Source organism: Rhodococcus sp. NPDC127527 (genome assembly GCF_042672245.1).
Taxonomy (GTDB): Bacteria; Actinomycetota; Actinomycetes; order Mycobacteriales; family Mycobacteriaceae; genus Rhodococcus_G.
In genome coordinates, this window is record NZ_JBHXVP010000006.1 from 1 (window position 1) to 24,672 (window position 24,672).

The following is a 24,672-nucleotide window of genomic DNA, read 5'->3' on the forward strand; positions in this document are numbered from 1 at the left end:
CGGATCGGCCGGGAGGCGCAGGACGCGTTCGCGGCGGCCTCGCACCAGAACGCGGCGCGGGCCTGGAAGGACGGGCTCTTCGAGGCGGAGGTCGTCCCCGTGTCGATTCCGCAGCGCAGGGGCGAGCCGGTGGTGTTCGCGCAGGACGAGGGCATCCGGGCCGACACCACCGTCGAGTCGCTGGGCACGCTGCGTCCCGCGTTCAGCAAGGACGGCACCGTCACTGCGGGTTCGGCGTCGCAGATCTCCGACGGCGCCGCCGCGGTCGTGGTGATGAGCAAGGCCAAGGCGCAGGAGCTGGGCCTGAGCTGGATCGCCGAGATCGGCGCGCACGGCGTGGTCGCGGGCCCGGACTCGACCCTGCAGTCGCAGCCGGCACGGGCGATCGCGAGGGCCTGCGAGCGCGAGGGCATCGACCCGAAGGACCTCGACCTGGTCGAGATCAACGAGGCGTTCGCGGCGGTCGGCATCGCGTCCACCAAGGAACTGGGCCTCGACGAGTCGAAGGTCAACGTCAACGGCGGCGCGATCGCGATCGGTCACCCGCTCGGCATGTCCGGCGCTCGGATCGCGCTGCACCTCGCGCTCGAACTCGGCCGTCGCGGTGGCGGGGTCGGCGCAGCCGCACTGTGCGGCGGTGGTGGGCAGGGCGACGCGCTGATCATCCGGGTGCCGAAGAAGTAGGTACCGCGTTCACTCGCGCCAGAGGTGCTTCGAACTACGGGGCGTCGTAGATCACAGTCTGCGGCGCCCTGTGGTCGGGCACAATGGAGCGCATGCCGAAGTTTCTCGACGTGTCCACGCCCGCGAAGCGCTTTCGCCTTATCGCCGTCTGGGAGGCCATCACCTGGGCGGCCCTGCTCGTGGCGATGTTCTTCAAGTGGGTCCTCGGTCACGAGGAGGCCGTCAAGATTCCCGGCATGGTGCACGGTGTCGCGGCCTTCATCCCGTTCGTGATCATCGCGCTGCTGACTGCGCGCTCGCTCAAGTGGAATCTCACGACCACCTTCTGGGCGCTGGTGTCCAGCGTGCCGCCGTTCGGCTCGATCGTCTTCGAGCGCTGGGCCGTGCGCACCGGCCGGCTCGGCGAGCTGTCCGCGCCCGGCACCGTGGCGACCTCCGAGGATCCGGCGTTCAGCAGGGTCTGACGGCTTCCGGTACTTCCCACTGTGCCCGGCGCACCGCAACGGTTCGCCGGGCACAATGCTGTCCGGGCCGTGACGGCGGGGGTGACCGGAGGTGGCCGCGACGCGTGCGTGCCAAAATGGCAGATGTGACTCGACCCGGATCTCGCCAGCCCGCACGTCCGTCCGCCGCAGTGGCGGCAGCCATGTCCGGGGCAGTGGACCTGTCCGGATTCAAGGACCGTCCGCAGCCCCCCGTGGGCGGTCAGGCTGCTCCTACAGGCGGGCTCGCCCCGATCGTGGAGGTCACCGAGGCGAACTTCGAGGCCGAGGTGCTCGAACGCTCCATGCAGGTTCCCGTGGTCGTCGAGTTGCTCGCGGGCTCGATGCCGGAGAGTGCGGCCTTCTCCGCGACGCTCGAGGATCTCGCGCGTGGGCACGGCGGCGCCTGGGTTCTGGCGAAGGTCGACCTGGACGTGAGCCCGCGGATCGCGCAGGCCTTCCAGGTGCAGACGGTGCCCTCGGTGATCGCGGTCGCGGCGGGTCGACCGCTGGCGGACTTCGACGGCGGCGTCGAGCAGCTCGGTCAGTGGGTGGACGCGGTGCTCGCCGCGACCGACGGCAAGCTGTCCGGGCCGCCGCCGGTCGAGGGTGCCGAGCCCGAGCCTGACGATCCGCGATTCGTGGCGGCCGAGGACGCGCTCGCCGAGGGCGACCTGGCGGGTGCCGAGGCCGGGTACCAGGCGATCCTCGATGCCGAGCCGAACAACGTGCAGGCACAGGGCGCGATCCGTCAGGTGCGCTTCCTGGCTCGCGTGCAGACCGTCGCGCCGGATGCGGTCGCGACCGCCGCAGCGGAACCGGCGAACGTCGCGGCGCAACTCGACGCCGCCGACGCACTGCTCTACACCCAGCAACCCGAGGACGCGTTCGGGCTGCTGGTCGAGGCGATCCGGCGCTACGCGGGCGACGACCGGACAGCGGTGCGCACCCGGTTGCTCGAGCTGTTCGAGCTCTTCGATCCGGCCGACGCGGTGGTCGTCGCGGCCCGCCGGAAGCTGGCCTCCGCCCTCTACTAGGGCAGAGCGCGTTCAGCCGTAGCGGTTGGCGCAGGCGGGCTGGCCGCCGAGGACGCCGGAGCGGAAGGCGTCCACCCGGGCGAACCCGCTGGGTACGGTCTCGCCGTCGACGTCGCTCGCCATCAGACCGTCGGTGAGCAGGCCGGAGACGGCCTCGTCGAGGTCGCCGGGGGAGAGGGCCAGCGCGCCGGCCTGACCCGTCGCGGTCGCGGCCGTCCACGCACCGGACAGGCAGGCGGCCCGGACCGCGGTCTTCGCCTCGGTGAGGGAATCGCCCGCGACCTTCTGGACCGCGAGCGTGAAGCGCGAGGCCACCAGCACGTAGGCGCCGAAGTCCCCGCGCACGTCGGCGGCGATGTCGTTGCGCGACTCGCCCCGCGGCGTGCCGCGCTCGACGAGCTGCGGCATCGACACGCCGATGGTGTTGGTCGAGGGGCAGTAGGACACCGGCTCGGTACTGCGGGCGTCGGCGCAGCCGGTGTCGGCGCCGGTGAAGACGACCACGGGCTTGTCGGGCAGCGTGAACAGGGCCTGCAGCGAGTCGACGGTCTGCGTGACGGTCGACTCGGTGACCGGTGTCTCCCCGTTCCCGCCCGCCGCCCCGAACTGCTGGGGCAACTGCGCTCGTCTGCCCTCGACCTCGGCCTCGTCGATCTTGGTACAGGGGCGGGCGCCGTCGGTGAAGCCGATCTGGAACGCGGTGATCCGCTCGAACGCCGAGCCGTGCACCGACTCCGGGTCGTTCGGGTTGGTGTCGCGCACCGCGACCATCGCGGCCATCACCGAGTTGAGCCCGTCCGAGGTGTTGAGCGTGAAGTGCGCGGCGTCGCCCTCGGCCACGTGCCGCATGAACGCGCCCGCGAAGCAGTCGGCCTGCTGTTCGAGCACCAGCACCGGGGTGTCGTCGCCGGCCAGTCCGGAGTCGTGCTGGACGGCGTGCCCGTACTCGTGGGCCATCACCATCACCACCGCCATCGGACCGAAGGTGTCCATCAGTGTCGGCAGCAGGCTGGTTCGGTCCCAGCCGATCGAGCCGTTCCGCATGCAGTAGCCGGCGTTGACCACGCCGTGGGTGCTGTCGCCGCAGAAGGTGTCCGAGCGCGCCACGGGGGTGTCCGGGTCCCAGGACTGGAGATCGGTGACCGGCCGGAACTCCCCGGCGAACACCCTGGGGTACTCCGCGCGCCAGAAGGCGGTGATGTCGTCGACGGCGTTGGTGGCCAGGACGTCGGCGGCCGAGCCGTCCGCGCCGCGCACCGGCAGCGTGGACGCGGGCACGCCGTCGCGCGGGCCGCTCGGACCGGAGGTGGCGGGCAGGCCGGCGACGGTGAACGGATTGTCGTAGATCGAGACCGCGCGCCCGCCGACCGCCCCGGCGCAGCCCGCCAGTAGCAGTGTCAGCGACGCGGCGACCGACGTCGCCGCCGTCCGCATGCTCATCCGCGCTCCAGGCTCAGCCAGATCGCGCTGTTGGCGGGCAGCATCACCGCCGCGGACGCGGGCCTGCCGTGCCAGGAGTCGGTGGTGGCGTGCACCTGCCCGAAGTTACCCAGGCCGGAGCCGCAGTACTCGGTGGCGTCGGTGTTGAGGATCTCGACCCATCGGCCCGGCTCGGGCAGGCCGACACGGTAGTGCGCGTGGTTGGAGCCGGAGAAGTTGAACAGGCAGGCCACGATCGACCCGTCCGTGCCGTACCGCAGGTAGCTGAGCACGTTGTTCTCGGTGTCGTTCGCATCGATCCACGAGTAGCCGCCGGGGGAGGTGTCCAGGGTCCACAGGGCCTGGTGCGTGCGATAGACGGCGTTGAGATCGCGGACCAGGTCCCGGACCCCGCGCTGCAGTGGCGCCGTGGGGCCGTCCGCGAGCTGCTCCCAGGCCAGCCCGTGCTCCTCCGACCACTCGGTGCGCTGACCGAACTCCTGGCCCATGAACAGCAACTGCTTGCCGGGGTGCGACCACATGTACGCGAGCAGCGTGCGCAGGCCCGCGGCCCTGGCGAAGTCGTCGCCGGGCATCCGGGTCCACAGCGTGCCCTTGCCGTGCACCACCTCGTCGTGACTGATCGGCAGCAGGTAGCTCTCGCTCCACGCGTACATCAGCGAGAAGGTGACCTCGTGGTGGTGGAAGCTGCGATGGATCGGGTCTCGGCCGAGGTAGCCGAGGGTGTCGTGCATCCAGCCCATGTTCCACTTCATCGTGAAACCCAGACCCCCGACCGAGGTGGCGCGGGTGACGCCCGGCCAGGCGGTGGACTCCTCGGCGACGGTCACCACCCCGTGGTGATGCTTGTGCACGGTGGCGTTCATCTCCTGCAGGAACGCCACCGCCTCGAGATTCTCTCGACCGCCGTGAATGTTCGGGGTCCAGCCGCCGGGCGGGCGGGAGTAGTCGAGGTAGAGCATCGAGGCGACCGCGTCCACACGCAGGCCGTCCACGTGGAACTCCTCGATCCAGTACAGCGCGTTGGCGACCAGGAAGTTGCGGACCTCGGGCCGGCCGTAGTCGAAAACGTAGGTGCCCCAGTCCAACTGCTCGCCACGCTGCGGGTCGCCGTGCTCGTAGAGCGGACCGCCGTCGAACCGGGCGAGGGCCCAGTCGTCCTTGGGGAAGTGCGCGGGAACCCAGTCGACGATGACGCCGATGCCGGCCCGGTGCAGGCGGTCGACGAAGGCGCGGAAGTCGTCGGGCGTGCCGAACCGCGCGGTCGGCGCGTAGTAGGAGGTGACCTGGTACCCCCAGGAGCCGCCGTAGGGGTGCTCGGCCACCGGCAGCAGCTCGACGTGGGTGAAGCCGGCGTCCTGGACGTACACCGAGAGTTGCTCCGCCAGTTCGAGATACGTCAGCCCGGGACGCCACGACCCCAGATGTACCTCGTACACGCTCATCGGCGCCTGGTTCGGTTCCACGCGAGCGCGGGCCGCGATCCAGTCGTCGTCGGTCCAGACGTGGCTGCCCTGGTAGACGACGGACGCGGTGGCCGGTGGCACCTCGGTGGCGAACGCCATCGGGTCGGCCTTGTCGCGAACCGAGCCGTCGCGACCGTGCACCCGGAACTTGTAGAGCTCCCCGGGCCCGACGCCGGGCACGAACAGTTCCCACACCCCGGTCGATCCGAGCGCCCGCATCGGCAGGGTCCGGGCGCCCCACCCGTCGAAGTCGCCCATCACGGTGACGCCCCGGGCGGCGGGCGCCCACACCGCGAACGAGGTGCCGGCGACGTCGCCGTCCGGGGTGGTGTAGGTGCGCGGGTGCGCGCCGAGCACGTCCCAGAGTCGTTCGTGCCTGCCCTCGGCCAGCAGGTGCAGGTCCAGTTCGCCGAGGGTGGGCAGGAATCGGTATCCGTCCGCCACCACGACGGTGTTGCCGCCGGCGTACTCGACGACGAGCCGGTAGTCGATCAGGTCCTCGACAGGGACGACGCCGCTGAACAGCCCGTCGGCCAGGTGGTCGAGCGGATGGTCGGTGCTGCCGATGCGGGCCGACACGGCGACGGCGTGCGGTCGGAGGGTCCGAACCACGGTGCCGCCGGGGTGCGCGTGGGCACCGAGGATCGAGTGCGGGTCGTGGTGGGTGCCCTCGGCGAGGCGGGCGAGATCGGCGGCGGGCGGGGCGGCGTCGTACCGCCGCGGCGCGCCGCTCACGAGACGGGTGCGCGCAGGGCGAGGTGCATTCGCGCGGGGTAGGGGACGGTGGGCAGGGCGAGAACGTGCGCGACCGCACGCCAGGGCTCGAGCCGGACGAAATTGGCCTGGCCCCAGTGGAACTGCTCGCCGGTGACCTCGTCGAGCACGGTCATGTGGTCCTGCCAGTCCCGGCCGAGGGCGGGCATGTCCAGCCAGATGGTGCCCTGCTCGGCGCCGTACGGGTTGAGGTTGACGACGGTGAGCACCGCGTCGCCGGTGACCGGGTCGAACTTCGAGTACGCGATCAGGGAGTCGTTGTCGATGTGGTGGAAGGTGATGGTGCGCAACTGCTGCAGCGCGGGATGCGCGCGCCGGATCCGGTTGAGCACGGTGATCCACGGCTCGAGCGACTCGCCGCGTGCCCGCGCCTCGTCGAACGGCCGGGGCCGCAGCTGGTACTTCTCCGAGTCGAGGTACTCCTCGCTGCCGGCGCGCACCGGAACATGCTCGTAGAGTTCGTATCCCGAGTAGACGCCCCAGCTCGGGCCCATCGTCGCCGCGAGTACCGCCCGCAGCGCGAACATGCCGGGGCCGCCGACCTGCAGGCTCTCGTGCAGGATGTCGGGCGTGTTGACGAACAGGTTCGGTCGGGCCTCGTCCGCCTTCGCCGCGAGTTCGAGCGCGAACTCGGTGAGCTCGGACTTGCCGACCCGCCAGGTGAAGTACGTGTAGGACTGCGTGAATCCGCGTTTGGCGAGGCCGTACATGCGCGCCGGCCGGGTGAACGCCTCGGAGAGGAACAGCACGTCGGGGTCGGAGGCCTTCACCTCGGCGATCAGCCACTCCCAGAAGTCGGGTGGCTTGGTGTGCGGGTTGTCGACCCGAAAGATCTTGACACCGTTGTCGATCCAGTACCGCACCACGCGCAGCACCTCGGTGTAGATGCCGTCGCGATCCTCGTCGAAGTTGACCGGGTAGATGTCCTGGTACTTCTTCGGTGGATTCTCGGCGTACGCGATGGTGCCGTCGGGCAGCACGGTGAACCATTCGGGGTGCGCGCTCGCCCAGGGATGGTCGGGCGCGCACTGCAGGGCCAGGTCCAGCGCGACCTCGAGGCCCAGCCGTCGGGCGCGGGTGACGAACGCCCGGAAGTCCGCGAGGGTGCCCAGTTCCGGGTGGATCGCGTCGTGACCGCCCTCGGCCGAGCCGATCGCCCACGGCGAGCCGACGTCGTCCGGTCCGGGGGTGAGCGAGTTGTTCGGTCCCTTGCGGTTCACCCGCCCGATCGGGTGGATCGGTGGCAGGTAGACCACGTCGAAGCCCATGCCCGCGATGCGGGGCAGGTCGTTGGCCGCGGTGGCGAAGGTACCGTGCCGGGGCCTGCCCTCGGCGTCCCAGCCGCCGGTCGAGCGCGGGAAGAACTCGTACCAGGAGCCGAACAGGGCACGCCTGCGATCCACCGACACCTGCAGGATCCGGCCGCGAGTGACGAGATCGCGCAGCGGGTGGGCGCGCAACAACTGGGCGAGGTCGGAGGCGAACGCCGGCGCCACCCGGGCCGGCAGCTGCTGGTCGCTGCGCAGTGCGTCCGCGACCGCGGCGCACCGCGGCCGGTCGGCCCGCGGCACCGTCCGCGCGGCGCGGTCGAAGAGCCGGGCACCGAGCTCGAGGTCGTTGGCCAGATCGGCGGGCCCCTGCCCGACCGACAGCTTTGCCTCGACCACCGCACGCCAGGTGGTGATCGGGTCGCTCCAGCCCTCGATCCGGTACGTCCAGGTGCCGGGGCAGGTGGGGGTGAAGACCGCCGCGAAGGTGTCCGGGAGGGGGCCGGGGAGCATCGGGATCCGGATGGTGGAGACGGACTCCGGACCGCGGACCGCGAGCGTGGCGGCGACCGCGTCGTGGCCCTCCCGCCAGACCGTCGCCGAGACGGGGAAGGTCTCGCCGACCACGGCCTTCGCCGGGTATCGACCGCCCGCGAGCTCGGGGACGACGTCGTCGATTCCAATCCGCCCGGTCATGACCTCAACCTTACGGGTAGGTGGACGGCCCCGCGCGGGCGAACGCGGCCGCCGGACGACAGGACCGCGGCACCGGATTTGCGTAGTCTGATCCGGGTGAAAGCCTTGCGTCGGTTCACCGTCCGTGCCCACCTGCCCGACCGGCTGTCCGCCCTCGGGGCGCTGTCGACGAACCTGCGGTGGTCCTGGCATCCGCCGACCCAGGATCTGTTCGCGCGGATCGACCCGGAGTTGTGGTCGCAGGTGCGTCAGGACCCGATCCGGATGCTCGGTGAGGTCTCGCCCGCCCGACTGGACGACCTCGCCGACGACGCGGACTTCGTCGCCGAGCTCGACACCCTCGCCGCGGACCTCGACGACTACCTCGAGCGCCCGCGCTGGTACCAGAACCAGCAGGCGAAGGGCGCCGACCTGGCCAGTGGGATCGCCTACTTCTCAATGGAGTTCGGTGTCAGCGAGGTGCTGCCGAACTACTCCGGCGGGCTCGGGATCCTCGCGGGCGACCACCTCAAGGCGGCCTCGGACCTCGGTGTGCCCCTGATCGGCGTCGGTCTGCTGTACCGGTCCGGCTATTTCCGGCAGTCGCTCACCGTGGACGGCTGGCAGGCCGAGCACTACCCGTCGCTGGACCCGCAGGGTCTGCCGTTGCGGCTGTTGACCGAGCCCGGGTCGGGCGCCGCGGTCCTGCTGCACGTGGCGATGCCCGGCGGCCGGGTGCTCCGGGCGCGGGTGTGGATCGCGCAGGTCGGCCGGGTGCCGCTGCTGCTGCTGGACTCCGACATCGCGGAGAACGACCCGGATCTGCGGGGCGTGACCGACCGGCTCTACGGCGGCGATCAGGACCACCGGATCAAGCAGGAGATCCTGGCCGGGATCGGCGGGGTCCGCGCGGTGCGGGCGTACACGCGCTCGGAGTCGTTGGCGGATCCCGAGGTGTTCCACATGAACGAGGGCCACGCCGGATTCCTCGGGGTCGAGCGGATCCGGGAGCTGATCACCGGGTCCGGGCTCGACTTCGAGGCGGCGCTGGCCGCGGTGCGCGCGGCCACCGTGTTCACCACCCACACCCCGGTACCCGCCGGGATCGACCGGTTCCCGTCCGATCTGGTGCGGCACTACTTCGGCGGCAGCGGCGGCGAGAACGCGTCGGCACTGCTGCCGGGGCTGACCGTGGACCGGATCGTCGAACTCGGACGGGAGAACGATCCGTCCGTGTTCAACATGGCTCACATGGGCCTGCGGCTGGGCCAGCGCGCGAACGGGGTGTCGAAGCTGCACGGCGTCGTCAGCCGGGAGATGTTCAACGGCCTGTGGCCGGGATTCGACGCCGCCGAGGTTCCGATCGGCTCGGTCACCAACGGCGTGCACGCGCCGACCTGGGCGGCCCGCGAGTGGATGGACCTGGCGCGGCGGGCGGTCGGGCCGGAGCGGGTCGAGGAGGCACGGGGCTGGGAGCGGCTCAGCGAGATCGCGCCCGCCGAGCTGTGGACCACCCGCAACACCCTGCGTGCGCAACTGGTCGACGAGGTGCGGCGTCGGGTGCGGGCGTCCTGGCTCGAGCGCGGCGCGACGGACGCCGAACTGGGTTGGGTGTCCGGGGTTTTCGACCCGGAGGTGCTGACCGTCGGGTTCGCGCGCCGCGTGCCGACGTACAAGCGACTGACCCTGATGCTGCGCGACCCAGAGCGGCTGCGGGCCATGCTGCTGGATCCCGACCGCCCGGTGCAGTTGGTGGTCGCGGGCAAGTCGCACCCCGCCGACGACGGCGGCAAGGCGCTGATCCAGCAGGTGGTGCGGTTCGCCGACGCCCACGACGTGCGGCACCGGATCGTCTTCCTGCCGGACTACGACATGTCGATGGCGCGGTTCCTCTACTGGGGATGCGATGTGTGGCTGAACAATCCGCTGCGACCGCTCGAGGCCTGCGGAACGTCGGGGATGAAGTCCGCCCTCAACGGGGGCCTGAACCTGTCGATCCGCGACGGCTGGTGGGACGAGATGTTCGACGGCGAGAACGGCTGGGCCATCCCGACCGCGGACGGTGTCAGCGACGAGGTGCGCCGCGACGACCTCGAGGCGAACGCGATGTACGACCTGCTCGAGCAGGCCGTGCTGCCCAAGTTCTACGACCGCGGCCCCGGTGGGGTCCCGGTCCGGTGGGTGGAGATGGTGCGGCACACGCTGCAGTCGCTGGGGCCGAAGGTGTTGGCGTCGAGGATGGTTCGCGACTACGTGGTGGACTACTACGCCCCGGCCGCGCGCGCGTCGCGGGCGGTGATCGTGGACGGGTACGCGGGGGCGCGGCAGGTGGCGCAGTACCGCGAGCGTGTCGAGTCCGCCTGGCCCGGAGTCCGTGTGGTCCAGGTCGACAGTGCGGGCCTGCCCGACACCCCGGTGATCGGGGCCGAGCTGTCGCTGCGCGCGTACGTCCGGCTCGGCGGACTGGACGTCGCCGACGTCACCGTGGAGGCGGTGCTCGGCCGGGTCGACGCGGACGAGGAACTCACCGACGTCGTGACGGTGCCGATGACGCACGCCGGCGCCGAGGACCTGGGCGAGGTGTTCGTGGCGACCACGCCGGTGCCGCTGTCGGGCGCGGTGGGGTACACGATCCGGGTGCTGCCGCACCACGAACTGCTCGCGGGGGACGCCGAACTGGCGTTGGTGGCGGAGCCGGTCGGGTAGGCGCGAGGACATGGCCCGAGGCTCCGCCCGAGAGCGTCGGTCAGGCCGGCCGCAGCACGATCGCCCCGAGGTACTCGCACACCTGCAGCGCCAGCGCCACGTCGAGCTTGCTGCGTGCGCCGGGACCGCCCGGCGCGGAACCGCCGAGGGCCTTGTTGATGCGGTACTTCACGGTGTTGCGGTGCAGGTTCATCTGCTGGGCGGTGTGCAGATGGCTCTCGCCGGTCGCGAAGTACGTGCTGACCGTGGCCCGCAGGGTGGCCGCCTGCTCGGTGTCGGCGGCCAGCGGACCGAGCACCTCCCACACCCATGCGCGGGTCGAGTCCAGGTTCTCGGCGAGCAGGGACACCACCGCGACACCGCGGTCGCCGAAGCTCACCACGTGCCGGGCAGGCGAGTTCGGCACGCTGGCGACGGCATAGGCGGCGACGGCCTGCTCGTGCGATCGGCGAAATCCCGCCAGGCCCGCGGCGGGCAGACCGAGGGCGACCCGCGTGCCGGTGCCGGTCGGCAGGCCGTGCGCGAGTTCGGCGGTGTCGATCGTCGGTTGGCGTCGTCCGAAGGGCAGCCAGGCCCAGAGGGTCCGGCGGTCGACCGCGGTCACGATCGGTGACCCGTCGGTGGCGAGATCGCGCGCGATGTCCCGGACGTAGCGGTCCAGCACGGTCAGCCCGGTGCCGTCGTCGGCTCCGGTGGACCAGACGACGACGGCCACGTGGTGCTGCTCGAGGCGGTACCCGGTGGCGGACTCGAAGGCCGCGACGTCGACGGCGCCGCCGGCCAGCACCGTGTGGATGGTGGTGGAGTGGACGTTGGCCTGTGCGCCGATCCATCGGCTGCGCTCCTGTTCGTACGCGTCGAACACGTACAGCGTGATCCAGTCGATGTAGCTGTACACGACATCCGAAAGGTGCTGCAGGACAGCCAGACTCTGTCGGGAGGGCAGGTCGAGCGCGCTCACCTCGTCGAAACAGATGCGCATCATCGCGTCCTGGCCCATGTGGTATGCCCGTACCAGCGAGTTCGAGGACACGTCGCGTTGCGCGAGTCGCAGCGCGTACTCGACGGCCGCGGTGGTGGGCTGCAGATGGTCGACCGGGATGTCGTTGGCGAGAACGTGAATCATCGTCGAGACGTTTCCCTGCACGCTCGCCTCGAGCAGTTCGACGAGTTGAGGGTCCTCGTCGAGTTCGTCGATCTCGTGGGCGAGCAGGGCGCTGATCGTGCGCGTGATCTCGCCCTGCCTGCGGTCGAGCCCGCGTGCGATCCCCACGACGACGTCGAGCACGTCGGACTCGGCCGTCGCGGGAACCCTGGCCAGCTGCCGCCGTGCGTCGATGCCGCGGTCGCGGTGTCCGGGTCGGCTCACAGCACCTCGTTCCGGCCGCGGCGCAGGTGACGCAGGGCGGACTCGGCCGCGTTGTAGCCGCACATCCCGTGTGCGCCCGCCCCGGGCGGTGTCGAGGCCGAGCACAGGAACACACCCGGCACGCCGGTGCGGTACGGGTCGAGCGCGACCCGCGGTCGCAGCACCACCTGGGTCTCGGTGTTGGCGCCGCCGATGATGTCGCCGCCGACGTAGTTCGGGTTGGACTCGGCCAGCCGGCCCGGACCGCTGCTCACCGCGGCGACGATCCGGTCCCGGAAGCCGGGTGCGAACCGTTCGACCTGCGCGACGATCGCCTCCGTCGCGTCACCCGTGTATCCGTGCGGCACATGGGCGTACGCGTACACCGGGTGCAGGTCTCCCTTCGATCGGGTGGGGTCCGCGAGGTACTGCTGGCCCAGCAGGACGAACGGCCGCTGCGGCATCCGGCCGGCAGTGACGTCGCGCTCGGCCCGGGCGACCTCGGCGAAGCTGCCGCTCAGGTGCACGGTGCCGGCGCGACCGCAGTCGGGGTCGGTCCACGGGACGCCGCCCTCGACCGCGAAGTCCACCTTGAACGCACCCGCGCCGTGCCGGAAGCGGCGGTACGCCCGGGCCACCCGGGCCGGCACCCGGTCGCCGAGGATCTCCAGCGCGGCCGCCGGCGCGAGATCGAGCAGCACGACATCGGCCGGCGGGATGTCGGCGGCGCTGCGTACCCGGACCCCGGTGCTGATCTTCCCGCCCCGGTCGGTGAGCATCGCCGCGAGTGCGCCCGTGATCGACTGCGACCCGCCCTCGGCCACCGGCCACCCGTACCGGTGACCCGCCGCGACGATCATCAGACCGACCGCCGAGGTCGCCGGACGGTCGAGCCGGTAGTACGCGTGCGCCGCGACACCGCCGAACAGCGCCCTCGCCTTGTCGGTGCGCCAGAACTTCGCGGTCGCGGTCGCCGGGAGCAGGGCCCGGGGGCCGAAACTCGCCAGCCGGAGCGGGTGGCGGGGCACGTTCGCGATCGGGCGCATCAGGTCGGCGGCCAGGTCGTCGAAGCCCTCGGCGAGGCCCCCGAACATGCGCCGCCACCGGGGGCCGTCCGCACCGAGGCCGTCCGCGGTGGCCGCGACGGACCGGTACAGCAGGCCCGCGTCCCCACGGTCGAGGGGATGGGCGCAGTCGATCTCCGGCCACCGCCAGGTGAGACCGTACCGGTCGAGTCCGAGGGTCTGCAGGTACGGCGAACCGGCGCCCATCGGGTGGAAGGCCGAGCACTCGTCGTGCAGCAGGCCGGGCACGGTGAGTTCGCCGGATCGCGTTCCGCCGCCGATGGTGTCCGCGGCCTCGAGCACCTGGACGTCGACCCCGTGCCGGGCGAGGTGGACCGCGGCAGCGAGCCCGTTCGGCCCGCTGCCGACGACGACGGCGGTGGTCACGGGCGCACACCCTGCTCGACGTCACGCATGTCCCGCTCCTTCGGCTCCCGGAGTGTCCGATCCGTCGGCTCCGCCTCCAGTCTCCACCGCACGTCGAACGGAATGGGCCCGTTCGGCAGCCACGGCTGCTCGTCGATCGCGTCGCGGACCCGGTAGGTGCCGCGTTCGATCACCCCGAGCGCCGCGTCGATCACCTTGTACTCCTGGAAGTTCTTGTGGATGGGCTGCGATTCGACCCAGGCGACGAGGAACTCGCCTGGCGCGAAGTTGCAGCGCCGCTGGATCGCGGCGATCAGGTGCTCGTTGTGCAGGTGCCCGTCGCCGAAGTTGAAGGCCACCAGCGAATTACAGCTGAACTCGGCCTCGCGCAGCGAGTAGGCGTCGAGGTCGTCGCCGAGGTGGTTCATCATCAGCGAGAACAGTGCGCGGCCCTGACTGTGCATCGATCGCCAGCCGAGCATCTGGTGCAGGACGACATCGGCCTCCTCCGGGGTGTAGGTGGCGAGCAGCTGGGTACGGGGGTTCTTGGCGGGCCGGGGGATGTACTCGTCGAGCTTGTCCTCGGCACCGGGCGCGAACGCCCAGGTGGCCGACGCCCAGTTTCCCGCGTACTGACGCATGGACGGCAGGAACGAGACGAGGTCGGGTCGCAGATTGCCCAGGATCGGGAAGAACACCAGCGCGGCGACGATGCCCGCGGTCAGCCACGGCGAGGACATGTCGGCCACGCCGTAGCCGTTCCACGCGGGGAAGCCGAGGAACAGGAACACCGAGGCGTAGGCGAACAGCAGGTTCCACTCCAGCGGGACCGCCAGCGGGAACGTGGACAGGATGAACAGGTGGAACGCCACCATCAACGCGACGGCCAGCAGGGTGAGGGTCCGGTTGGTGGAGAAGAGCAGCACCAGCGGGGTGACCACCTCGACGACGGTACCGAGCACGTGGGCGACCCCGCCGGCGACGATCGAGGGCCTCAGGTCCTCGGGGAAGCTGCGGTAGTGGGCACGCTTGATCGTCTTCGACGGCATCCACGGCGTGTTGCTGAGCATCGGCGGCACCACCATCGAGAAGTGGTGGCCCAGCTTGGAGATCCCGGCGCCGACCCACACCGTGACGATGAGCAGCTTGAGGGCGATGATCATGTCGACGAACGGGAGCGCCGCGAAGAACACCAGGGCGGGCAGGTACTGCTCGCTGCGGGCGGCGATGAAGACGACCTTGTCGCGCAGGCCGAGGACCACCAGCAGCACGACGATCGGGACCAGCACGGCGGGCCGGACCAGCCCGGCGTTGTCCGCGATCGCGGCGTCGATCGACGCGCTGTGCACGCCCGGAAGGGCAAGCGCGGCAACGATGTTGACCAGCAGCGCGGCGTACATAACGACGTCGGCGACGGTGCGGGTGTCGCCGGCGGTGAACGGGACCTTGCCCGGCCACGGTGCGAGCCGGATCGTGCCCGGACGCAGCCAGTATCGGAAGCCGCCGGTCATCGGCTCGAAGTGGCCGGCCAGCGGTCCCCATGATCCGCCGAGCCCGAGAGCCTCGAGCAGCACGGTCCACAGGACGAGCTTCTGGTAGACGATCGGTTCGTTCCACCACGAGGTCACGTCGAGCACGTTGTGCCCGGAGGTGACGGTGGCGATCGACACTCCGGCGGCGATGTAGAGGAAGAGCAGTTTGAGAATGTAGATGGCGTGCACCATCTTCGGTGATCCGAAGCCGTGGTCCACCCAGTGCGTCGAGACAGCCCGCAGGCGATCGCGGAAGGGTCGGTCGAGGAAGGTGGCGGGGTCGACGTCGGGGAAGTTCCCGGTTGTGAAGCCCATCGGATGCTCCTAGGGGTGTGGCTTGGGGTGTCTCGGGGTAGGCGTCATCGCCTCGGGTGCTGCCCGAGGTGCGTGACGGTGTGGGGTCGGCGGCCGAGGCGGTCAGCCGGCGGGGGCGGGCTGCGGCCGGTGGCGGCTGCGGAGTCCGGGTTTGTCGATCTTGCCGACGGGGTTGCGCGGCAGCGCGTCGACGATGTGAATGGCAACGGGCAGTTTGACTTTGGTGAGCCGGTCGCGCAGGTGGTCGGCGAGCTGGTCGTCGGTGACGGGGGTCTCGGGGTAGACGACGACGTAGGCGACGGGTACCTCCCCGTACACCTCGTGCGGCGCCCCGATCACCGCCGCTTCCAGCACGGCTGCGTGACCGGCGAGGGCGTTCTCGATCTCCTTGGGATAGATGTTCTCGCCGCCGCGAATGATCATGTCCTTGATGCGGTCGACGAGGGTGAGGTAGCCGTCCTCGTCGAGGTGGCCGACGTCGCCCGTGTGGAGCGCACCGTCGACGACGGTGCGCGCGGTCTCCTCGGGGCGTCCCAGATATCCGTGCATGACGTTCGCGCCGCGGATCACGACCTCGCCGGTCGAACCCGGCGGCAGTTCGGTGCCCGCCTCGTCCACGATCGCGATCGTCTGGCCGGGGAGTGCGGGTCCGACGGTGCCGGGCTTGCGGGTGCCGCCCGGCGGGTTGCACGCAGACGCGCAGGTGCCCTCGGTGAGCCCGTAGCCCTCCACGATCGTCATGCCGAACCGCCGCTCGGCGCGGTCGAGGAGTTCGCGCGAGATCGGTGCGGCGCCACAGACCGCGAAGCGCAGGGAGGAGGTGTCGGCGACCGTGTCCTCGGGCTGCGAGACGAGCAGCGCGTAGATGGTGGGAACCGCCGAGAAGTACGTCGGTCGCAGCCGGGCGAGGTCGTCGAGGAAGCGGGTGGGGGAGAACCGCGCGGTGACGCTCAGTTGCGCGCCGGCCAGCATCGGGGCGAGGAAGCTGACGCAGATCGCGTTGACGTGGAAGAGCGGCAGGATCAGCAGGCAGTGATCGTCGGTGGTCAGCGAGAGGAGCCGCGCCATGGACGAACTCATGAACTGGAGGTTGTCGTGTGTGAGCATGACGCCCTTCGGGCGTCCCGTGGATCCCGAGGTGTAGACGAGGAGGGCGACGTCCTCGTCACGGGGGCGGGCGCTCGGCCGCCAGCCGGGGTCGGGGGTGTGCGCCAGGTCGTCTACCGCCAGGACGGGCCGGTCGGCCGAGGCCGGGTGCGACGCCTCGCCGACGACGAGAACCGCTGCGGCGTCGTCGATCTGATACCGAGCCTCGGCGGCGGTGAAGGTCGGGTTCACCGGGGTCGCGGTGGCCCCGATTCGCCAGGTCGCCATGAGGGTCACGAGCAGTTCGACGCGATTGGGCAGCATGATCGCGACGACGTCGCCGCCGCGCACGCCCGCGGACTCGAGTTGCGCGGCGGCGGCGTCGACCCGGTCGGCGAAGCCGCGATAGGTCAGGTCGAGTTGGTCGTCGCGCACGCAGGGTGCGTCAGCATGGAGCGGGGCGAGGTTCCAGGCGAAGTAGCCGATGTCCGACACGATTTCGGTCACCTTTCCGGTCGATGTGACTCACGACACTATCGACGGGAAACTGCCTGGAAAACGGTCCGCGAGGCTCGAGTTCGGGGCGGGTGTTGTCAGTTGGGGACAAAGGGCTCGACGGTAGCTACCCCGCCGCCAGCCGGGTGAGGGCCTTGCGCACGACCTCCGGATCGGAGGTCTCCCAGAACGGCGGCAGCGACGCGCGCAGGTACCCGCCGTACCGTGCGGTGGCCAGGCGGGAATCGAGCATCGCGATCACCCCCTTGTCGTCGACGCTGCGGAGCAGTCGGCCGACACCCTGCGCCAGCAGCAGGGCGGCGTGATTGGCCGAGACCGCGAGAAAGCCGTTCCCGCCGCGGGATTCGACGGCGCGCTGTCGCGCCGCCAGCAGCGGGTCGTCCGGGCGGGGGAACGGGATCCGGTCCAGAATCACCAGCGACAGCGACGGGCCCGGCACGTCCACGCCCTGCCACAGCGACAGGGTGCCGAACAGCGAGGTCGCCTCGTCCTCGGCGAACTTGCGCACCAGCTGTCCGGTGGCGTCCTCGCCCTGGCACAGTACCGGCGTGTCGAGGCGGTCCCGCATGACCTCGGCCGCGGCCTTCGCCGCCCGCATCGAGGAGAACAGGCCCAGCGTGCGCCCGCCCGCGGCGGTCACCAACTCGGCGATCTCGTCGAGGTAGCTCGGCGCCAGTCCGTCCCGGCCCGGTGCGGGCAGATGCTTTGCGACGTAGAGGATTCCGGCCTTGGCGTGGTCGAACGGCGAGCCCACGTCGAGGGAGTTCCACCGGATGTCGGCGCCGTCGGAGGGCGTCTCGGTGCCCGTCGCCATCGCCGGATCGCTGCGGACCGCCGACTCCGGGGGCAGGCCCCAGTTGGCGGCGAGGCCGTCGAAGGAGCCGCCCACCGTCAGGGTCGCGGAGGTGAGCACGACGGTCGACTCGGCGAACAGGCGCGAGCGCAGCAGCCCGCCGACCGACAGCGGCGCCATCCGGACCAGCCGGCCGCGGCGTTCCTCGTCCGCGAGCCACACCACGTCGCGTCGCTTGGAGTGGTCGGGCTCGTCGAAGGCTGTGAGCACCCGCACCGCGCTGTCGTGCACCTCGTCGACCGCGGCGAGCGCGGCGTTGCGGGCGGCCGCGGCCTCAGGGTCGGTCGCGTTCATGCCCGGCCGCACGGGTCCGATGGCCGTGCGCACCGCCCAGGCGGCGTCGCGCACCGCGGCCAGTGCCGGGCCCGCGCCGTCGGGCAGGTCCTCCCAGCGGCCGACGCGGGACTCCTCCAGCACCGCCGCCCAGCCCTCCGCGGAGGCCTCCATCCGGTCGGCGTCCTGCTCCTCGACCAGCTTCACGCAGCGCCGCGCGGCCGCGCTGATGGTCGACGGCGACAGCTCGGCAGTGGCGACGCCGGTGACCCGGTCGACGAGTTCGTGGGCCTCGTCGACGACCACCACGTCGTGCTCGGGGAGTACCGCGATGCCGGTGATCGCGTCGATGGCGAGCAGCGCGTGGTTGGTGACCACGACGTCCACCTTCGACGCCTCCGACCGGGCGCGCTCGGCGAAGCAGTCCTCGCCGACCGGGCAGCGGGACTTGCCGAGGCACTCACGGGCGGTGACGCTGACCTGCCGCCAGGACTGGTCGCTGACGCCGGGGACCAGTTCGTCCCTGTCTCCGGTCTCGGTGTCCGAGGACCACTTGGTCAGCCGCTGCACCTCGCGGCCCAGCCGGGAGATCGCGAACGCGTCGAACAGTTCGGCGTTCTCCGGCTCCTCCGCGGTCCCGGTGTGGATCTTGTTCATGCACAGGTAGTTGTTGCGGCCCTTGAGGATCGCGAAGCGTGGCTCGCGGCCGAGCGGCTTCTTCAACGCCCCGGCCAGCCGCGGCAGGTCCCGGTCGACGAGCTGACGCTGCAGCGCGATGGTCGCGGTGGAGATCACCACCGTGCGGCCGGACTCGACGGCGTGCCGAACGCTGGGGACCAGGTAGGCGAGGGACTTGCCGGTGCCGGTGCCGGCCTGCACGGCGAGGTGCTCGCCGGTGTCGATGGCGTGGGCCACGGCGGACGCCATGGTCAGCTGGTTCCGACGTTCGGCGCCACCGAGCGAGCGCACCGCCTCGGAGAGCAGGTCGGGGACGGCGGGGAGTTCGGGCACCGACTCAGGTTACGTGGCGACGGTCCCGACCAGCCGCACCCCGGCCGTACGCATCCGGTCGAGCGGTCCGTCGAGCGTGTCGGGGGCGACCGCCGCCGTGTACCGGAGCAGCACGGTCGTGTCGAATCCCTCCCGGCGTGCGTCCAGCGCGGTCGCCAGCACGCAGTGGTCGGTCGCGATCCCGACCACGTCGACGGCGTCGATTCCGCGCCCGCGCAGCCACCCGGCGAGCGAGTCACCGGCTGCGGTGCTGCCCTCGAACCCCGAGTACGCGGCCGAGTACGCGCCCTTGGCGAACACCTCCTGCAGCGGGCCGCGGTCCAGCGCCGGGTGGAACTCGGCGCCGACCGTGCCGGCCCGGCAGTGCGGCGGCCAGGTGTCGACGAAGTCGGGATGGTCGGAGAAATGGGTGCCCGGGTCGATGTGGTGGTCGACGGTCGCGACGACGGCGTCGTACCGAGGTCGATCCGGGTCGGCCAGGTACGCCGACACGGCCCCCGCGACCGCCGCGCCACCGGTGACGGCGAGCGAGCCGCCCTCGCAGAAGTCGTTCTGCACATCGACGACGATCAGCGCGCGCTTACCCGTGGCGGGGGGCCTACCGCTGGTGCTCATGAGAACTTCCTGGTCCTAGCTGACGAATCGGGTGGGCACGGCCGCCTCGCCGCGCGAGAGTTTGAGGCCCTCCCACGGCAGGCTCACCAGCCCGTCGGCGAGCAGCTTCCGGCTCTCGGTCAGGGTCGGCTGGCCCGGCTCCCGGACCCCGCCCCGGACCATCGGCACCATCAGCGGCCGAGCGGTCAGGTCGCCGACGTCGGGGACGGCGACGTCGGCGGGGTAGACGAGCTCCTCGACGATCGTGCCGGTCGGACGGGCCACGCGCATCGCGCGTTTCGTCCCGCCGCGCGAGACCTTGTTGCTGCTGCGCTTCTCCACCGGGATGCCGTCGACCTCGACCAGCTTGTAGACCATGCCCGCCGTGGGCGCGCCCGAGCCGGTCACCACGGAGGTGCCCACACCGTAAGTGTCCACCGGTTCGGCGCGCAGCGCCGCGATCGAGTACTCGTCGAGGTCGCCGGAGACCACGATCTTCGTCTCGGTCGCGCCGAGACCGTCGAGCTGCTCGCGGACCTGACGCGCCCACACCCCGAGGTCGCCGGAGTCGATGCGAACCCCACCGAGCCCCGGGCCCGCGATCTCGATCGCCCTCTTGACGCCCTCGGTGATGTCGTAGGTGTCGACGAGCAGGGTGGTGCCGACACCCAGCGCCTCGACCTGTCCGCGGAACGCCGCGGCCTCGTCGGGCCCGCCCGCGCCGGTGTGCAGCAGGGTGTACGAGTGCGCGCTGGTGCCCGCCCCCGGCACGCCCCAGCGGCGCACCGCCTCGAGGTTGGAGGTGGCGTCGAAGCCGGCCAGGTAGGCCGCGCGCGAGCAGGCCACCGCGGACTCCTCGTGGGCACGTCGCGAACCCATCTCGATCAGCTTGCGGCCCGCGGCGGCACTGACCATCCGCGCCGCGGCGGAGGCGATCGCGCTGTCGTGGTTGAGGATCGACAGGATCACGGTTTCGAGCAGCACGCATTCGGCGAACGTCCCGCGGACGGACAGGATCGGCGAACCCGGGAAGTACAGCTCGCCCTCGCGGTAGCCGTCGACGTCGCCGGAGAACCGGTACTCGCGCAGCCACTGCACCGTGCGCTCGTCGAGGAACCTCGACACCACCGCCAGTTCCGGGTCCCCGAACCGGAACCGCTCGAGGGCGTCGAGCACGCGCGCGGTGCCACCGACCACCCCGTATCGACGCCCGTCGGGCAGCCGCCGTGCGAACGCCTCGAAGGTGCACCGACGGTGCGCGGAACCGTCGGCGAGTGCGGCCGAGAGCATGGTGAGTTCGTACTGGTCGGTGAGCAGTGCGGTGCTGGTCGCGGGGACGGACCAGTCGGAAGCGGAGCTCGACGCCGGAGTGTTCGTCACGCGCTCACCTTACGAGTCGCGACCGCGGGGAGGCCGTTCGTCGTCCCCGGCGTTTTGTCCGCGGCGGTTCAATCTGTCCGGATCACGTCGTAGGCTGGGGGCATGGCCCCATGCCCAACCGAGTTCCCGATGGTGGCCCCGACGGCGAGCATGCCCGCCCCGGCGCCGCAGGTGCTGCCTGCGGAGCAGGAGATCACCGATGCCGACGAGGCGCAGGACCGTCCCTGGGTGACGGTCGTATGGGACGACCCCGTGAACCTCATGCACTACGTGACCTACATCTTCCAGAAGCTCTTCGGCTACAGCAAACAGAAGGCAACGGATCTGATGATGCAGGTGCACAAGGAGGGCAAGGCGGTGGTCTCCTCCGGCTCGCGCGACAAGATGGAGCACGACGTGCAGCGGCTGCACATGGCCGGTCTCTGGGCCACGATGCAGCGGGACAGCTGACGCGGGACCTCCCGCGACGGTCTCAACACCACCTCGAGAGGACCTGTAGGTATCCACGGTGCGCACATGGAGTCGGAAGAACTCGCTGAGCGGCGTCAAGATTCGCTCCGAGATGGATGCGCGTGAGGCGTCGGTGCTGCGGTCGCTGGTGACCTCGGTGCTCTCCCTGCTCGAGGACCGGTCCGAGTCCGCGCCGCAGGACGACCTCGCCGAACTGACCGGCCTGCGGACCGGGAACTCCACCGCGCCGACGGATGCCGCACTGGCCCGGCTGCTGCCGGACTTCTTCCGGCCGGAGGACGCGATTGCGGACGGGGACCGGACCGCGGACGCCAGCGGGGCGCTGCGCAGCCTGCACGAGCCGGACATCATCGACGCGAAACTGGCGGCCGGGTCGGTGATCCTGAAGACCGTCCCCGCCGAGGGCGGCAAGGTGGTGCTCACCCCCGAGCAGGCCGACGCCTGGCTGTCCGGGCTCAATGACGTTCGCCTCGCGCTGGGCACCACCATCGGGATCGACGCCGACACCCCGGACGAGCTCGACCCCGACGACCCACGCGCCCCGCACCTGGACGTCTACCACTGGCTCACCTGGATGCAGGACTCACTCGTACAGGTCCTGCTGCCGTGACGGGGCCCACGACTGGGTCGCGCAACTCGCTCTCCGACGTGGACGGGCTGCTGGTCGGGCACCATCACGAACTCGACGAGGACGCGACCCTCGGCTCGGGCCGGGCCACCGGATGCACGGTGGTGCTCGCGCCCGCCGGAACCACCGCGGCCGTGGACGTGCGCGGCGGCGGCCCGGGGACCCGGGAGACGGACCTGCTCGATCCGAGCCACAGCGTGCAGCAGGTGGACGCGGTGCTGCTCACAGGTGGCAGCGCGTACGGACTCGCCGCCGCCGACGGGGTGATGCGGTGGCTCGAGGAGCGAGGCCGTGGCATCCCGATGGACGCGCAGGGGCACGTCGTCCCGATCGCGCCGGGCGCCGTCATCTTCGACCTGCCCGTCGGCGAGTGGTCGGTCCGGCCCACCGCCGACCACGGCTACCTCGCGATCGATACCGCCGCGGCGGACTTCGCCCGCGGTTCGGTCGGGGCGGGCACGGGGGCTCGCGCGGGGATCCTCAAGGGCGGAGTCGGCACGGCCAGTGTCGTGCTCGGCGCCGGCCCCGCCGAGGGCGTGACGGTCGCGGCGCTGGTGGTCGCGAACCCGGTCGGCTCGGTGTTCGACCCGGGCACCGGACTGCCCTGGGGAGTCGGATACGCCGACGCCGCGAGTTGGGGCCTGCGGCCGCCGGACCGCGCCGAGGTGGACGCGGCGGTCGAACTGGGGCAGAAGGGCACCGTGCTCAACACCACCATCGGGGTCGTCGCGACGGACGCGGCACTGAGCAAGGCCGGCTGCCGCCGCGTCGCCGTCGCCGGGCACGACGGACTCGCCCGGGCGATCCGTCCCGCACACTCGCCGCTCGACGGTGACACCCTGTTCGCGCTCGCCACCGGAACCGCCGAGACCGCACGGGTCGAGGTGCCCGCGGCGTTCCCCGCCGAGCTGCCGGTCCTCGACGCCGTCTGCGCCGCCGCCGCGGACGTCGTCGCCCGCGCCATCGTGGACGCCGTGCTGTCCGCCGCCCCGGTCGCCGGCATCCCGACCTACCGTGACCTGTTCCCGTCGGCGTTCGACGTCTCGTCGTAGTCCTTCGGTCGGGTCGCGGCGGTAGGCTCGAGGTAGCGAAACCAGCCCCGGCGATTCGCCGACGGGCGTGACGAAAGAGGTTCCGTCGCCGTGACATTGCCCAGTGGTTCGAGCGACGCGTTCGACATGAACCCGGCCGGACTGCCGCCGGGGAAGTCGTCTCCGCCTGCGACCAGGTCACTGGGCGAGCGACCGGTCTGGCAGCAGGCGGCCATGGTCATCGGCGTGTTCGTGTTCGCGCTCTACGTCCTCGAATTCGTCGACATGCTCTTCCGCGGCGGACTCGACAACGGCGGCATCGAGCCGCGAACCCTCGACGGGCTGTGGGGCATCGTGTTCGCGCCGGTGCTGCACTACGGCTGGGGACACCTCGTCGCGAACACCATTCCGCTGCTGGTCCTCGGCTTCCTGGTGCTGCTGTCGGGTATCGGGCGAGGCCTGGCCGCCACCGGCATCATCTGGGTCGTCGGCGGCCTCGGAACGTGGCTGTTCGGCGGCGCCAACAGCAACCATCTGGGCGCCTCGGTGCTCGTGTTCGGCTGGCTCACCTACCTGATCGCGCGCGGGTTGTTCACCAGGCACTTCGGCCAGTTGATGCTCGGTGTGGTCGTGCTGTTCGTCTACGGCGGCCTGCTGTGGGCCGTGCTGCCCGGCGTGCCCGGCATGTCGTGGCAGGGCCACCTCTTCGGTGCAGTAGGCGGCGTCCTGGCGGCCTGGATTCTCGCCTCCGACGTGCGCAAGGATCGGGCGGCGAAGGCCCTCGCGCCGTAGTCGGCGCGACCGGGTGTGACGGCTGGCGCAGCCCCTCGCATGTGCCGTGTTCGTCTCGAATCGCCCCGAACGTTATTCGGGATCCGGTCAGCGTGGCAGCATGGCATTCATGCGCATCACCGTCCTGGGCTGTTCGGGTAGCGTCGGGGGTCCCGACTCGCCCGCGTCGGGCTACCTCCTGACCGCGCCGGACACCCCACCCGCGGTCGTCGACTTCGGTCCCGGGGTGCTCGGCGCGCTCCAGCGATACGCGGACCCGGGTGAGGTTTCGGTCTTCCTGACGCATCTGCACGCGGACCACTGCCTCGACCTGCCGGGTCTGCTCGTGTGGCGCCGGTACCACCCGAATCCGCCGTCGGGGCGGGCGCTCATCTACGGACCCACCGACACAGCCTGCCGGATCGGGGCCGCGTCCGCCGAATGTGCGGGCGAGACCGACGACATCACCGACACCATCGATCTGCGCATCCTCGACGACGGCGCCGCGGTCGAGTTCGGCGCGCTGCGCGTGCAGGCCCGCCGGGTGTTCCATCCGCCGGAGGCGTACGGGCTGCGCTTCACCGACCCCGACGGCCGTTCGATCGTCTACACGGGCGACACCGGCATGTGCGACGAGGTCGTCGAGCTCGCGCGCGGCGCGAACGTGCTGCTGTCCGAGGCGTCGTGGACCCATCACCCGAGCCGTCCGCAGGGCATTCACCTGTCCGGGACCGAGGCCGGTCGGGTCGCGGCGCTCGCCGGGGTGGACGAGCTGCTGCTGACCCACATCCCGCCGTGGACCTCCCGCGAGGACGTCATCGCCGAGGCCAAGGCCGAGTTCTCCGGTCCCGTGCACGCGGTCAGCGCCGGGGACGTCTTCGACATCTGATCGTCCTCTAGG

19 protein-coding genes are annotated in these 24,672 nt (G+C 71.1%); 9 read left to right on the top strand and 10 right to left on the bottom strand.

Annotated elements, in window-relative coordinates; genetic code table 11:
• From ACFVH2_RS11990 to ACFVH2_RS12000, 3 genes are all read left to right on the top strand, one after another.
• Positions 1–684, top strand: a 684-nt coding sequence (locus tag ACFVH2_RS11990; protein WP_378427372.1) for an acetyl-CoA C-acyltransferase, incomplete at its 5' end; no start/stop codon positions are given.
• A 92-nt stretch (positions 685–776) separates the two neighbouring features.
• Complete coding sequence (locus ACFVH2_RS11995; protein WP_378427370.1) at positions 777–1,148, top strand: DUF3817 domain-containing protein; 372 nt, start codon at positions 777–779, stop codon at positions 1,146–1,148.
• Positions 1,149–1,330: 182 nt separating this feature from the next.
• Positions 1,331–2,203: a tetratricopeptide repeat protein gene (locus ACFVH2_RS12000; RefSeq protein ID WP_378427368.1), complete on the top strand. Its 873-nt coding sequence runs from the start codon at positions 1,331–1,333 to the stop codon at positions 2,201–2,203.
• Positions 2,204–2,215: 12 nt separating this feature from the next.
• Here the strand turns inward: ACFVH2_RS12000 and ACFVH2_RS12005 are convergent, their stop codons facing one another.
• The 3 genes from ACFVH2_RS12005 to ACFVH2_RS12015 are packed head-to-tail and all read right to left on the bottom strand — an operon-like array spanning position 2,216 to position 7,847.
• Complete coding sequence (locus ACFVH2_RS12005) at positions 2,216–3,643, bottom strand: metallopeptidase (RefSeq protein ID WP_378427366.1); 1,428 nt, start codon at positions 3,641–3,643, stop codon at positions 2,216–2,218.
• Positions 3,640–5,844 (bottom strand): 1,4-alpha-glucan branching protein GlgB, encoded by a 2,205-nt coding sequence (gene glgB, locus ACFVH2_RS12010; protein ID WP_378427364.1) that lies wholly within the window; start codon positions 5,842–5,844, stop codon positions 3,640–3,642. The genes ACFVH2_RS12005 and glgB overlap by 4 nt, the downstream gene beginning before the upstream one ends.
• Complete coding sequence (locus ACFVH2_RS12015) at positions 5,841–7,847, bottom strand: alpha-1,4-glucan--maltose-1-phosphate maltosyltransferase (RefSeq protein ID WP_378427362.1); 2,007 nt, start codon at positions 7,845–7,847, stop codon at positions 5,841–5,843. Before ACFVH2_RS12015 ends, glgB begins: the two co-directional genes overlap by 4 nt.
• Positions 7,848–7,943: 96 nt before the next feature.
• On the opposite strand from ACFVH2_RS12015, the gene glgP reads away from it, so the two are divergent.
• Entirely contained in the window at positions 7,944–10,532 is a 2,589-nt protein-coding gene (gene glgP, locus ACFVH2_RS12020; RefSeq protein WP_378427360.1) for an alpha-glucan family phosphorylase, read from the top strand.
• A gap of 40 nt (positions 10,533–10,572) precedes the next feature.
• Here the strand turns inward: glgP and ACFVH2_RS12025 are convergent, their stop codons facing one another.
• The 7 genes from ACFVH2_RS12025 to ACFVH2_RS12055 form a co-directional block, all read right to left on the bottom strand.
• Complete coding sequence (locus ACFVH2_RS12025) at positions 10,573–11,853, bottom strand: PucR family transcriptional regulator (protein ID WP_378427382.1); 1,281 nt, start codon at positions 11,851–11,853, stop codon at positions 10,573–10,575.
• Positions 11,854–11,897: 44 nt separating this feature from the next.
• A complete protein-coding gene (locus tag ACFVH2_RS12030) occupies positions 11,898–13,331 on the bottom strand; it encodes a phytoene desaturase family protein (RefSeq protein ID WP_378427358.1) in 1,434 nt (477 codons plus the stop codon).
• On the bottom strand, positions 13,328–15,157 hold the full coding sequence (locus ACFVH2_RS12035) for a DUF3556 domain-containing protein (protein WP_378427356.1): 1,830 nt from the start codon (positions 15,155–15,157) through the stop codon (positions 13,328–13,330). Before ACFVH2_RS12035 ends, ACFVH2_RS12030 begins: the two co-directional genes overlap by 4 nt.
• A gap of 102 nt (positions 15,158–15,259) precedes the next feature.
• The gene (locus ACFVH2_RS12040) at positions 15,260–16,738 is read right to left on the bottom strand and encodes a class I adenylate-forming enzyme family protein (protein ID WP_378427380.1); all 1,479 of its coding nucleotides are present in this window, start codon (positions 16,736–16,738) and stop codon (positions 15,260–15,262) included.
• Between the two features lie 127 nt (positions 16,739–16,865).
• Positions 16,866–18,896: an ATP-dependent DNA helicase gene (locus tag ACFVH2_RS12045; protein ID WP_378427354.1), complete on the bottom strand. Its 2,031-nt coding sequence runs from the start codon at positions 18,894–18,896 to the stop codon at positions 16,866–16,868.
• Between the two features lie 9 nt (positions 18,897–18,905).
• Positions 18,906–19,511 (bottom strand): isochorismatase family protein, encoded by a 606-nt coding sequence (locus ACFVH2_RS12050; RefSeq protein ID WP_378427352.1) that lies wholly within the window; start codon positions 19,509–19,511, stop codon positions 18,906–18,908.
• 15 nt (positions 19,512–19,526) lie between these two features.
• A complete protein-coding gene (locus ACFVH2_RS12055) occupies positions 19,527–20,870 on the bottom strand; it encodes a nicotinate phosphoribosyltransferase (RefSeq protein ID WP_378427350.1) in 1,344 nt (447 codons plus the stop codon).
• Between the two features lie 102 nt (positions 20,871–20,972).
• On the opposite strand from ACFVH2_RS12055, the gene clpS reads away from it, so the two are divergent.
• From clpS to ACFVH2_RS12080, 5 genes are all read left to right on the top strand, one after another.
• Complete coding sequence (gene clpS, locus ACFVH2_RS12060) at positions 20,973–21,320, top strand: ATP-dependent Clp protease adapter ClpS (protein ID WP_378427349.1); 348 nt, start codon at positions 20,973–20,975, stop codon at positions 21,318–21,320.
• A 58-nt stretch (positions 21,321–21,378) separates the two neighbouring features.
• Complete coding sequence (locus ACFVH2_RS12065; RefSeq protein ID WP_378427348.1) at positions 21,379–21,951, top strand: DUF2017 domain-containing protein; 573 nt, start codon at positions 21,379–21,381, stop codon at positions 21,949–21,951.
• The gene (locus tag ACFVH2_RS12070; protein ID WP_378427346.1) at positions 21,948–23,021 is read left to right on the top strand and encodes a P1 family peptidase; all 1,074 of its coding nucleotides are present in this window, start codon (positions 21,948–21,950) and stop codon (positions 23,019–23,021) included. Before ACFVH2_RS12065 ends, ACFVH2_RS12070 begins: the two co-directional genes overlap by 4 nt.
• Positions 23,022–23,147: 126 nt before the next feature.
• Positions 23,148–23,792: a rhomboid family intramembrane serine protease gene (locus ACFVH2_RS12075; protein WP_378427378.1), complete on the top strand. Its 645-nt coding sequence runs from the start codon at positions 23,148–23,150 to the stop codon at positions 23,790–23,792.
• Between the two features lie 109 nt (positions 23,793–23,901).
• Entirely contained in the window at positions 23,902–24,660 is a 759-nt protein-coding gene (locus ACFVH2_RS12080) for a cyclic nucleotide-degrading phosphodiesterase (protein ID WP_378427376.1), read from the top strand.
• The last annotated feature ends 12 nt before the right edge of the window (positions 24,661–24,672 follow it).

Coding starts and splice junctions, on each gene's coding strand:
- ACFVH2_RS11995 (WP_378427370.1), top strand. CDS start 777: ATGCCGAAGTTTCTCGACGTGTCCACGCCCGCGAAGCGCTTTCGCCTT.
- ACFVH2_RS12000 (WP_378427368.1), top strand. CDS start 1,331: ATGTCCGGGGCAGTGGACCTGTCCGGATTCAAGGACCGTCCGCAGCCC.
- ACFVH2_RS12005 (WP_378427366.1), bottom strand. CDS start 3,643: ATGAGCATGCGGACGGCGGCGACGTCGGTCGCCGCGTCGCTGACACTG.
- ACFVH2_RS12015 (WP_378427362.1), bottom strand. CDS start 7,847: ATGACCGGGCGGATTGGAATCGACGACGTCGTCCCCGAGCTCGCGGGC.
- ACFVH2_RS12035 (WP_378427356.1), bottom strand. CDS start 15,157: ATGGGCTTCACAACCGGGAACTTCCCCGACGTCGACCCCGCCACCTTC.
- ACFVH2_RS12050 (WP_378427352.1), bottom strand. CDS start 19,511: ATGAGCACCAGCGGTAGGCCCCCCGCCACGGGTAAGCGCGCGCTGATC.
- clpS (WP_378427349.1), top strand. CDS start 20,973: ATGGCCCCATGCCCAACCGAGTTCCCGATGGTGGCCCCGACGGCGAGC.
- ACFVH2_RS12075 (WP_378427378.1), top strand. CDS start 23,148: ATGAACCCGGCCGGACTGCCGCCGGGGAAGTCGTCTCCGCCTGCGACC.
- ACFVH2_RS12080 (WP_378427376.1), top strand. CDS start 23,902: ATGCGCATCACCGTCCTGGGCTGTTCGGGTAGCGTCGGGGGTCCCGAC.